The organism is Mycobacterium sp. shizuoka-1 (assembly GCF_002723835.1).
Taxonomy (GTDB): domain Bacteria; phylum Actinomycetota; class Actinomycetes; order Mycobacteriales; family Mycobacteriaceae; genus Mycobacterium.
In genome coordinates, this window is the sequence record NZ_BEWG01000031.1 from 23,676 (window position 1) to 34,298 (window position 10,623).

The 10,623-nt window shown below is 68.6% G+C and carries 7 protein-coding genes and 2 pseudogenes; 8 read left to right on the plus strand and 1 reads right to left on the minus strand.

Features of this window, described 5'->3' with window-relative positions:
- Positions 1-1,006, plus strand: a 1,006-nt coding sequence (locus MSZK_RS10625; protein ID WP_233211223.1) for an alpha/beta hydrolase, incomplete at its 5' end; no start/stop codon positions are given.
- A gap of 2 nt (positions 1,007-1,008) precedes the next feature.
- On the opposite strand, the gene MSZK_RS10630 is transcribed toward MSZK_RS10625, so the two are convergent.
- Positions 1,009-1,701, minus strand: a complete 693-nt coding sequence (locus MSZK_RS10630) for an SDR family oxidoreductase (RefSeq protein ID WP_099247528.1) — start codon at positions 1,699-1,701, stop codon at positions 1,009-1,011.
- A gap of 195 nt (positions 1,702-1,896) precedes the next feature.
- Here MSZK_RS10630 and MSZK_RS10635 point away from each other — a divergent pair, with 195 nt between their 5' ends.
- The 7 genes and pseudogenes from MSZK_RS10635 (at position 1,897) to MSZK_RS10660 (ending at position 10,596) form a co-directional block, all read left to right on the plus strand.
- Entirely contained in the window at positions 1,897-2,157 is a 261-nt protein-coding gene (locus tag MSZK_RS10635; protein ID WP_099247530.1) for a hypothetical protein, read from the plus strand.
- A gap of 144 nt (positions 2,158-2,301) precedes the next feature.
- A complete protein-coding gene (locus MSZK_RS10640) occupies positions 2,302-3,786 on the plus strand; it encodes a wax ester/triacylglycerol synthase family O-acyltransferase (RefSeq protein WP_099247723.1) in 1,485 nt (494 codons plus the stop codon).
- 44 nt (positions 3,787-3,830) lie between these two features.
- Positions 3,831-4,997: pseudogene (locus tag MSZK_RS10645) on the plus strand (HAD-IB family hydrolase/lysophospholipid acyltransferase family protein); the annotation flags it as partial.
- Between the two features lie 213 nt (positions 4,998-5,210).
- Positions 5,211-5,402 (plus strand): annotated as a pseudogene (locus MSZK_RS33570) (HAD-IB family hydrolase); the annotation flags it as partial.
- A 20-nt stretch (positions 5,403-5,422) separates the two neighbouring features.
- Positions 5,423-7,759, plus strand: coding sequence for a glycerol-3-phosphate 1-O-acyltransferase (locus MSZK_RS10650; RefSeq protein WP_099247534.1), 2,337 nt, complete (start codon positions 5,423-5,425; stop codon positions 7,757-7,759).
- Between the two features lie 16 nt (positions 7,760-7,775).
- Positions 7,776-9,782: a cytochrome c oxidase assembly protein gene (locus MSZK_RS10655; RefSeq protein ID WP_099247536.1), complete on the plus strand. Its 2,007-nt coding sequence runs from the start codon at positions 7,776-7,778 to the stop codon at positions 9,780-9,782.
- 361 nt (positions 9,783-10,143) lie between these two features.
- On the plus strand, positions 10,144-10,596 hold the full coding sequence (locus MSZK_RS10660; protein ID WP_099247538.1) for a single-stranded DNA-binding protein: 453 nt from the start codon (positions 10,144-10,146) through the stop codon (positions 10,594-10,596).
- The last annotated feature ends 27 nt before the right edge of the window (positions 10,597-10,623 follow it).

Here is a 10,623-nt window from a genome sequence, read left to right on the forward strand (position 1 = left end):
GCGCGCCGACACCGTCCTCGACTCGGCACTGCGGGAAACCTTCGGCGAGAATTACACCGCCGCTGTGCACCACCCGCTCGAGGCCTACACGGCTCGCAGGCCCAACCTGGCCGGCGTCCTCGACGCCATGCGCCATCGCGGGCGCTACGCAAAAAAGACGCGCAACATTTCCTACGGCCCCGGCGGGCGCAGCCACCTGCTGGACATCTGGCGCCGACCCGACCTGCCCGAGGGTTACCGCGCACCGGTGCTGATCCACGTCCCCGGCGGCGGCTGGTCGGTGAACGACAAACGGGGCCAAGGCTATCCGCTGATGACCCGGATGTCCGAGCTGGGCTGGATCTGCGTCTCGGTCAACTACAGCCGCAGCCCCCGCAACGCGTTCCCGGCGCACATCATCGACGTCAAGCGTGCCATCGCCTGGGTGCGGGCCAACATCGCCGAATACGGCGGCGACCCCGACTTCATCGCCATCACCGGCGGTTCGGCCGGCGGCCACCTGTCCTCACTGGCCGCGCTCACCGCGGGCGATCCCACCCTGCAGCCTGGCTTCGAGGCCGCCGACACCAGCGTGCAGGCCGCCGCGCCCTATTACGGCGTCTACGACCTGACCAACACCGACAACATGCATCCGCTGATGATGCCGCTGCTCGAGCACGTCGTGGTGCAGCGGCGCCTGGCCGATCACCCCGAGCTCTACCGCGACGCGTCGCCGCTGCATCGCATCCATCGCAACGCGCCGCCGTTCTTCGTGCTGCACGGCGAAAGTGACGCGGTGATCCCGAGTTCGCAGGCGCGGGCATTCACCGCCGCACTGCGAAAGTCCGGTCCTCGCACGGTGTCCTACGCCGAACTGCCCAACGCCCACCATGCCTTCGACACCATCGCCACTTTGCGTTGTCAGCTGGCGGCCGAGGCCGTGGCGAGCTTCCTCGGCATCGTCTACGGCAGGCACCTCGCGGCGGGCAAGCGAACCAGACGGGTCGCGGTCAGCTCGGCGAGCTGACCTCAGGCCACTGTCATCAAATAGTCGGCGCCGCCGACATAGACGATCGACGACGGGCTCGCGGTCACCGCGGCGGTCGCGATCGCGGCGGCGAATTCTTCGTCCGTGGGCAGCGGGGCCACGCTGATGATAGTTCCGTCGACCATGTCACCGGAGACCACCGTGAAGTGGATTCCCGCGTGGTCGAACTCGGAACGCATTGCGTAGAGCGCGGTTTCGCCCGCACGCTTGCTGGCGGCCAGTCCGGCGTAGCCCTTCGGCACTGCCTTGTGCGGATAGAAGTGGGCCTGGTGGCTGGTGACGAACACGATGCGAGACCCAGCCGGCATCAGCGGAATCGCCAGCACCGCGAGCCGGCGCTGGGTGTCGCGGTTGAGCCGCATCGCGGCGCCGGGGTCGGTGAGCATCTCGACACCGCCGGGCGTGTTGAGGATCAGCGCATCGAGCTTTCCGAACTCCGCGGCGATCTGCTGCATCATGGCCGCCGCCTCGGCGTCGTCGGAGACGTCGGCGGCCAGCGTCGACGCGCTGCCGCCGGCCGCGCGAATCGCGTCTGCGACCGCCTGCGCGGGACTGCTGTGTTCCCGGTAGTTCACGATCACGTGCGTGTCGGGGGCGGCGAGCTGGCGGGCCACCTCGGCTCCGATGCCTCGGGATGCTCCGGTGATCAAGACGACGCGTGCGGGTGTCTGCATGGCGGGCTCCTTGAGGTTGCTGCGCGACCCCCACCGTACACCCAAATTAAGAAAAATAAGGTAAATATAAGATCACGCTAAGGTCAGCGGTCGGCATCCGCCGCGGATTCGTCCGACCGCACAAGTGGCAGTGCGGGCGCTCGTCGGGCAGAGCAATTTGTGAGAAGCTGCGTTCTCAGACTCGGGGAGGGGCCTGTGGACGAATTGATGACCCGATTGCGCCGAGTGCTCGACTACAAGGTCAGCATCGCGGCGTTGATCGAGCTCGCCATGTGGCTGGCGATCCCGCACCTGCTCATCGGACTCACGTGGGCCTTCTTCCACGTGGAGGCAGTGCAACAGCTCGAGGACCAGCTGGGCCGGATTCTTCCGGCCGGCGCCGAGGTGGTCGCCTACGTGGTGGCGGCCGTGCTGTGGCCGGTGCTCGTGCTGCTGCCTTCGCTGTGCGTGGGTTGAGGTCTGGCCGACTCACAATCGATACCCGCCACCGCCGCGCGCCGACTAGCGTGGTTCTCGCCGCGCGAGCGAGCGACGCGAGGCAACCATGAGCGCTGACTGGTCCGCGAACGGGAGGGTGCCGGTGTCGATGAGGTGGGATCGATGAGCGGGCCCGTCGATGAACATGGTCTGCCGGACGAACTCGGCCCCCTCGACATGCTGCTGCATCGCGGCGAGGCCAATCCGCGGACCCGGTCGGGGATCATGGCGTGCGAGATCCTCGACAGCACGCCGGACTGGAACCGGTTCCGGTCGGCCTTCGAGAACGCCTCCCGCAAGGTGCTGCGGCTGCGGCAGCGCGTCGTCGTCCCGACCTTGCCGACGGCGGCGCCACGCTGGGTGGTCGACCCCGACTTCAACCTCGACTTCCACGTGCGCCGCGTCCGGGTCCCCGAGCCCGGCACGTTGCGCGAGGTTCTCGACCTCGCCGAGGTGAGCCTGCAGTCTCCGCTGGACATCTCCCGCCCGCTGTGGACGGCCACCCTGGTCGAAGGCCTGGAAGGCGGCAAGGCCGCCACCCTGCTGCATCTGAGTCATGCCGTCACCGACGGTGTCGGCGCCACCGCGATGTTCGCCGAAATCTACGACCTGGAACGTGACCCCGCGCCCCGCCCCGCACCGCCGCTTCCGGTTCCGCAGGATCTGACGCCCAACGACCTGATGCGCGAGGGGTTCAATCACCTTCCCGGCGCCATCGTCGGCGGCCTGTTCGGTGCGGTGTCGGGCGGCTTGTCGGTGCTCGGGCGCGTGGTGCGCAATCCGGGTACGGCCGTGTGGGACGCCGTCGACTACGCGCGCTCCGGCCGTCGGGTGATCGGCCGCGCGGCCGACCCGTCCCCGCTGCTGCGGCGGCGCAGTCTGTCCTCGCGCAGCGAAGCGATCGAGATGCGGCTGTCCGACCTGCGGGCGGCCGCCCACGCCGCGGGCGGCTCGATCAACGACGCCTATCTGGCCGGGCTGTGCGGAGCGTTGCGGCGCTATCACGAGGCGCTCGGCGTGCCGATCAACAGCCTGCCGATGGCGGTGCCGGTGAGCCTGCGCGCCGAGGCCGATCCGGCCGGCGGCAACCGCTTCGCCGGGGTCAACCTCGCCGCGCCGATCGCCGTCGCCGATCCTGCGGTACGCATCCAGAAGATCCGCAAACAGATGACCTCGCGGCGGGAGGAGGCGGCCATCGACCTGATGGGCGCCGTCGCGCCGGTCGTCGGGCTGCTGCCCGACGCCGTCCTGGAGGCCATGACCGGATCGGTGATCGCCTCGGACGTGCAGGCCAGCAACGTGCCCGTCTACGCCGGTGACACTTATATCGCCGGGGCAAAGGTGCTGCGCCAGTACGGCATCGGGCCGCTGCCCGGGGTGGCGATGATGGTGGTGCTGGTGTCGCGCGGCGGTTTCGCCACGGTGACCACCCGCTACGACCGCGCGTCGATCACCGACGAGGACCTGTGGGCCCAGTGCCTGCGGCAGGGATTCGACGAGGTGCTGGCGCTGGCCGGCGACCCGCCGCCGCGGGTGGTGCCCTCGTCGTTTCCCGATCCCGTCGACGTCTCCACCCAACCCTCCACGAACGGATCGGTGTCCTTCTGATGAGCGACAAGGAAATGCGCCTTCCCGGTTCGGTCGCCGAGGTGATGGCCAGCCCCGAGGGGCCGAAGATCGGCGCGTTCTTCGATCTGGACGGCACCCTGGTGGCCGGGTTCACCGCGGTCATCCTCACCCGGGAGCGGTTCCGCAGCCGCGACATGGGAATCGGGGAGCTGATCACGATGATCGCGGCCGGCCTCAACCACCAGCTGGGCCGCCTGGAGTTCGAGGAGTTGATCACCAAGGCATCGCAGGCGCTGCGCGGGCGCGCCCTGAGTGACCTGCACGAGATCGGTGACCGGTTGTTCGTGCAGAAGATCGAAAAGCGGATCTACCCGGAGATGCGCGAACTGGTGCACGCGCACATGGAGCGCGGGCACACGGTGGTGCTCAGCTCCTCGGCGCTGACCCTTCAGGTCGAGCCGGTGGCCAAATTCCTCGGCATCGAGAACACCCTGACCAACCGGTTTGAGGTCGACGAGAACGACGTGCTGACCGGAGAAGTGATCCGGCCCATCCTGTGGGGACCCGGCAAGGCCAACGCCGTGCAGAAGTTCGCCGCCGACAACGACATCGACCTCAAGCACTCCTACTTCTACGCCGACGGCGACGAGGACGTCGCGCTGATGTACCTGGTCGGCAACCCGCGGCCGACCAACCCCGAAGGCAAGATGGCCGCGGTCGCCCGCCGCCGCGGCTGGCCGATCCTGCAGTTCTCCAGTCGCGGCAGCGGTGGGCTGATGGGTCAGGTCCGCACCTTGCTCGGTGTCGGCGCGCTGGTGCCCGCCGCGACCGGCGCCATCTGGTGGGGCGCGCTGACCCGTAGCCGGCGCCGCGGCCTGAACTTCTTCACCACCGCGTTCCCCAACCTGCTGCTCGCCATCAACGGGGTCCGGCTCAACGTGCTCGGCGAGGAGAACCTGCGCAAGCAGCGGCCCGCGGTGTTCATCTTCAACCACCGCAACAACGCCGACCCGGTGATCGTGGCGTCGCTGTTGCGGGACAACTGGACCGGTGTCGGGAAGAAAGAACTCAAGGACGACCCCGTCGTCGGCACGCTGGGCAAGCTGACCGACACCGTGTTCATCGACCGCGACGACCCCAAGGCCGCGGTCGAAACCATGCACGAGGTCGAGGATCTGGTGGCCAAGGGCCTGTCGATCATGATCGCCCCGGAGGGCACCCGGCTGGACACCCGCACCGTCGGCCCGTTCAAGAAGGGACCCTTCCGGTTGGCGATGGCCGCCGGTGTTCCGCTGGTGCCGATCGTGATCCGCAACGCGGAGGTGATCGCCTCCCGGGATTCGTCGACCATGAACCCGGGCGAGGTGGACATCGTTGTCTACCCGCCCCTTTCGGTCGCGGACTGGACGCTGGACGACCTGTCGGACCGCATCGCCGAGGTGCGCCAGCTGTATCTGGACACGTTGAAGGATTGGCCGCAGGGCACGCTGCCGGTGCCGGAGATCTACCGCGACGCCACGGCCAAGAAGACACCGGCCGCGAAGAAGGCGCCCGCGAAGAAAGCGCCCGCGAAGAAGGCGGCGGCCAAAAAGACACCTGCGAAGAAGACAACCGCCAAGAAGACAACCGCGAAGAAGGCGCCCGCCAAGAAGGCGCCGAGCTCTGAGGGCAGCGCATGACCCACACCGACCACCTCGCCGACTTCAGCACCACCGACGACGCGCTGGTGCTGGCTTCGGTGTCGTCGAAGGCCGAATTCGAGCTGCTCAACGACTGGCTGCACGCGCAGCGACGGGCTCACCCCGACACCAAGGTCGAGGTGCTGCGCTTGCCCGCCGGCGATCCACCGCCCGGGGTGGTGGCTCAACTCGTCGAGGAGCTCGGGGTGGGGGAGGACCGGCTGGTCGTCCCGGTGCGGGTGTTCTGGGTCCCGGGCGGCTTGCCCACCCGGGTGAAGATCGTCGGCCTGCTGTCCGGACGGGACACCTACCGGCCGCCGGAGCTTCTGCAGCGCAACATCCTTCGCAAGGATCCGTCGCGGGCGCGCATCGTCGCCGGTGAGCCGGCCAAGGTGTCCGAACTGCGCCAGCAGTGGCACGAGAACACCGTCGGGGACAGCCCGCGCGACTTCGCCCGCTTCGTGCTGCGCCGCGCGGCGTTGGCGATCGAACGGATGGAGCTGCGGCTCCTGGGGCCGGAATACAAGTCGCCGCAACTGATCACCGACGAGCTGATGTCGTCTTCGCGGTTCATGGACGGCTTGGAGCAGATCCCCGGCGCCACCCCGGCCAAGGCCGAGGAGATGCTCAACGAGCTGGCGACCGGGTGGAGCAGGTTCTCCGTCGACCTGATCCCGAACCTCGGGCGGGCCATCTTCAGCCGCGGCTTCGATCCCCGCATCGATTACGACACCATGGAGATCGAGTCGATGCGGCGCGGGCTGGAGGACCACCCGGCCGTGCTGCTCTGGTCGCACCGGTCCTACCTCGACGGCGTCATCGTCCCGGTGGCGATGCAGGAGAACAAGTTGCCTCCTGCGCACACGTTCGCCGGCATCAACCTGTCGTTCGGGTTCATGGGCCCGCTGATGCGCCGCTCGGGCGTCATCTTCCTGCGCCGCAAGCTCGACGACCCGCTGTACAAGTACGTGCTGCGCCAGTTCGTCGGCTTCATCGTGCAGAAGCGTTTCAACCTCAGCTGGTCGATCGAAGGGACCCGGTCGCGCACCGGAAAGATGTTGCCGCCCAAGCTCGGTCTGCTCGCCTACGTCGCCGACGCCTATCTGGACGGTCGCAGTGAGGACATCCTGCTGCAGCCGGTCTCGATCAGCTTCGACCAACTCCACGAAACCACCGAGTACGCCAACTACGCCCGGGGTGGGGAGAAGACCCCGGAGAGCGCCGAGTGGCTGTTCAACTTCATCAAGGCGCAGGGGGAGCGCAACTACGGCAAGATCTACGTGCGCTTCCCCGAAGCGGTGTCGATGCGCCAGTACCTCGGCGAGCCGGGCGGCCCGATCGCCGGCGACGAAGCCGCCAAGCGGCTGGCCATGCAGAAGATGGCGTTCGAGGTGGCCTGGCGGATCCTGCGCGTCACCCCGATCAACGCGACCGGTCTGGTGTCGGCGCTGCTGCTCACCACCCGCGGCCGCGCGCTGACCCTCGGCCAGCTGCACCACACGCTGCAGGACTCGTTGGATTACCTTGAGCGCAAGCAGAATCCGATCACCAACAGCGCCCTGCGTCTGCGGACACCCGAAGGGGTGCGCGCCGCCGTGGACGCGCTGTCCAATGGGCACCCGGTGACCCGGGTCGACGGCGGGCACGAACCGGTATGGCGAATCGCCCCCGAGCACGAACACGAGGCGGCGTTCTACCGCAATACGCTCATCCACGCGTTCCTGGAAACGTCGATCGCCGAATTGGCGCTGGCCCACGCCGGACGCGCGCCCGACGGTGACCGGGTGGCGGTGTTCTGGGACCAGGCGATGCGGCTGCGCGATCTGCTGAAGTTCGACTTCTACTTCGCCGATTCGGCCGCGTTTCGCGAGCATCTCGCCGAAGAGATGTCGTGGCAGGACGATTGGGAGATCCAGGTGGCCGCCGGCGGTGACGCCGTGGACAACCTGTTGCGCCGCAAGCAGCCGCTGATGTCGCACGCGATGCTGCGGCCGTTCTTCGAGGCCTACGAGATCGTCGCCGACGTGCTCTGTGATGCGCCGACCGAGATCGAGGAGAAAGAACTGACCAAGCGGGCGCTGGGCGTGGGAGCCCAGTACGCGGCGCAGGGCAGGATCCGCAGCAACGAGTCGGTGTCGGCACTGCTGTTCGCGACGGCGCGTCAGGTCGCCGCCGATCAGCACCTGCTGGAGGCCGCCACCGACCTGTCGCAGCGACGCCACGAGTTCCTGCACGAGCTGCGCAGCATCCTGGCCGACATGGACCGCATCAGCGTGCTGTCCACCGAGCAGTTCTACGCCCGCGAGCTGAAATTACGCGGGCAGGGCGCCTGACCATACGCTGGAGCGCATGTCCGCACCCGTCGACCGCCGCAGCGCGGTGTGGCCGGTGCTGTGGCTGGTGGCGCTGCTGGCCGGAGCCACCGCCGCCGGTATCGGCGCGCTGTCGCTGGCCGATGCGCTGACGGCGACCGGTCTGCCCGACCCGGGACCGGTCACCACCTTGGGGCTGCCGTTCGTGCGGGCGGCCGGTGAGATCGCGGCGGTACTGGCCGTCGGGTCGTTTCTGTTCGCGACGTTCTTCACCCCGCCGCAAGACAGTGGGGTGCTCGACGTCGCCGGCTACCGGGCCCTGCGGATGGGCGTCACCGCCTCGGGGGCCTGGGCGGTGTGCGCGGCGCTGCTGGTCCCGCTGACCGTCTCCGACGTGTCCGGTCAGCCGCTGCGCGACCACCTCAACCCGGTCCAGTTGTGGTCGGTGGCCGGCCTGGTCGACACCGCCGGTGCCTGGCGGTGGACGGCGTTCCTGGCCCTGGTGGTTGCGATCGGCGGCCGGGCCGTCCTGCGCTGGTCGTGGACGCCGTTCTTGCTGGCCGGATCGCTCCTGACCCTCGTGCCGCTGGGCCTGACCGGGCATTCGTCGGCCGGTGGCGCCCACGACCTGGCCACCAACAGCCTGATGATCCACCTGGTGGCCGGCGCGCTGTGGGCGGGCGGACTGCTGGCGCTGCTGGCCCACGCGATGCGCGGCGGCGACCACCCCGGCCTGGCGGCGCGGCGATTCTCGGCGGTGGCGCTCTGGTGCTTTCTCGCGATGGCGCTGTCCGGCCTGATCAACGCCTCGGTCCGGATGAGGATCTCCGACCTGTTCACCACCGAATACGGCTGGTTGGTGGTGGCCAAAGTCGTGGCCCTGTGCTCGCTGGGCCTCATCGGGTGGCGGCAACGCCGCGGACCGGTTGCCGCGCTGGCGGCCGATCCGCCGGCGCCGGGCGCGCTGATTCGGCTGGCGCTGGTCGAGGCGCTGGTGTTCGGGCTGACCTTCGGCATCGCGGTCGGGTTGGGCCGCACCCCGCCGCCTCCGCCGCTGTCGGCCAACCCGTCGCCGGCGGAGGTGGCGATCGGGTACGACCTGGCCGGGCCGCCGACCGTCGCGCGAATCTTGCTGGACTGGCGCTTCGACCTGGTGTTCGGCACCGCGGCCCTAGTGTTCGCTGCGGTCTACCTGGCCGGGGTGATCCGGCTTCGCCGCCGGGGCGACCAGTGGCCGGTGGGCCGGACGGTCGCCTGGCTGCTGGGGTGCGCGGTCCTGCTGTTCACCACCTCGTCGGGCCTGGGTGCCTACATGCCGGCGATGTTCAGCATGCACATGACCGCCCACATGCTGCTGTCGATGCTGGTGCCGATCCTGCTGGTGCTGGGCGCACCCGTCACACTGGCGCTGCGGGCGCTGCCGACCGCGGGCAAGGGCAACCCGCCCGGCCCGCGCGAGTGGCTGCTCGACGGGCTGCACAGCAAGTGGTCGCGGTTCTTCACCCACCCGGTGGTGGCCACCGTGATGTTCGTCGCCGGCTTCTACGGCCTGTACTTCGGCGGGATCTTCGACGCCGCGGTCAGCAACCACGGCGCCCACGTCCTGATGAACCTGCACTTCCTGATGAGCGGCTACCTGTTCTACTGGGTGGTGATCGGTGTCGACCCCACCCCGCGGCCGCTGCCGCCGGTGGCCAAGATCGCGATGGTGTTCGTCTCGCTGCCACTGCACGCATTCTTCGGCGTGGTGATGATGGGTATGCAGGACGTGCTGGGGGAGAGCTTCTACCGATCGCTGCACTTGAGCTGGCACACCGACCTCCTCGGTGATCAGCACCTCGGCGGCGGAATCGCTTGGGCTGCAGGCGAAATACCGCTTGTGGTGGTGATGGCAGCGCTGCTGATCCAATGGAGTCGCAGCGACCGGCGCACCGCCAAACGGCTCGACCGGGCGGCTGACCGCGACGAGGGCGCCGATCTGGCCGCGTATAACGCGATGCTGGCCGAGCTGGCCCGCCGCGATGCCAGCGGTACCAATCACTGATCGACGGCTCACCGACCGTAACGCCACGGCGGCGAAATCGCGGAGATGCCGCCGTGGCGTTACGTTCGCAATCGGTTCAGAGCGGATTGCCGTATCGGCGAGGTTCGGTCGTCGACGACGGCTCCGATCGCGCTTGCCTGGCAGGCAGCGTGAATGTTCTTGCCGGTACGCCTCGGGAATGTCGCCGATGCGCTCAGTGAGGTCCTCGAGACCCGGCTGGACCAGTCACCCGAGAGCAGCTGTCCCCACATCGCCCTTCATCCACACCCTCCTCGAGCGGGCCGACAGTCGTCACATGACTGTCGGGGTCCTGACGCCCACTGAGGGCGGACAACCCAACAGAACCGAAAGGACCCCAGCCATGTTCGAGACCCATCTGACCGTCGTCGGCCGCATCGTCACCGATCTTCGCCGCCGCGTCGTCGGCGACCAAGAGTTGATCAGCTTCCGGGTGGCCAGCAATTCCCGCCGCCGCATCGGTGACGGAACCTGGGAGCCGGGCAACTCGCTGTACATCACCGTCAACTGCTGGGGACGGCTGGTCACCGGGGTCGGCGCGGGCCTCTACAAGGGGGCGCCGGTGATCGTCGTCGGCGACATCTACACCAGCGAGTACGACGACAAAGAGGGCGTGCGGCGGTCGTCGCTGGAGATGCGGGCCAGCGCCGTCGGCCCGGATCTGTCCCGGGCCATCATCCGTTTCGAACAGCCCGCGCCCAAGCCGGCCGAACCCGTCGCGGACCAGCCCGACGGGGACGCCGCCCCGGATACCGACGGCGCCGGGGAGACGACGGCCTTGTCGCTGTCGGCGTAAGCGGGGGGTGCGATCGGTCCGCGGTCG

Excerpts from the sequence above, each read along its gene's own strand:
- MSZK_RS10630 (WP_099247528.1), bottom strand. The coding sequence starts at position 1,701 with ATGCAGACACCCGCACGCGTCGTCTTGATCACCGGAGCATCCCGAGGC.
- MSZK_RS10660 (WP_099247538.1), top strand. The coding sequence starts at position 10,144 with ATGTTCGAGACCCATCTGACCGTCGTCGGCCGCATCGTCACCGATCTT.
- MSZK_RS10655 (WP_099247536.1), top strand. The coding sequence starts at position 7,776 with ATGTCCGCACCCGTCGACCGCCGCAGCGCGGTGTGGCCGGTGCTGTGG.
- MSZK_RS10640 (WP_099247723.1), top strand. The coding sequence starts at position 2,302 with ATGAGCGGGCCCGTCGATGAACATGGTCTGCCGGACGAACTCGGCCCC.
- MSZK_RS10650 (WP_099247534.1), top strand. The coding sequence starts at position 5,423 with ATGACCCACACCGACCACCTCGCCGACTTCAGCACCACCGACGACGCG.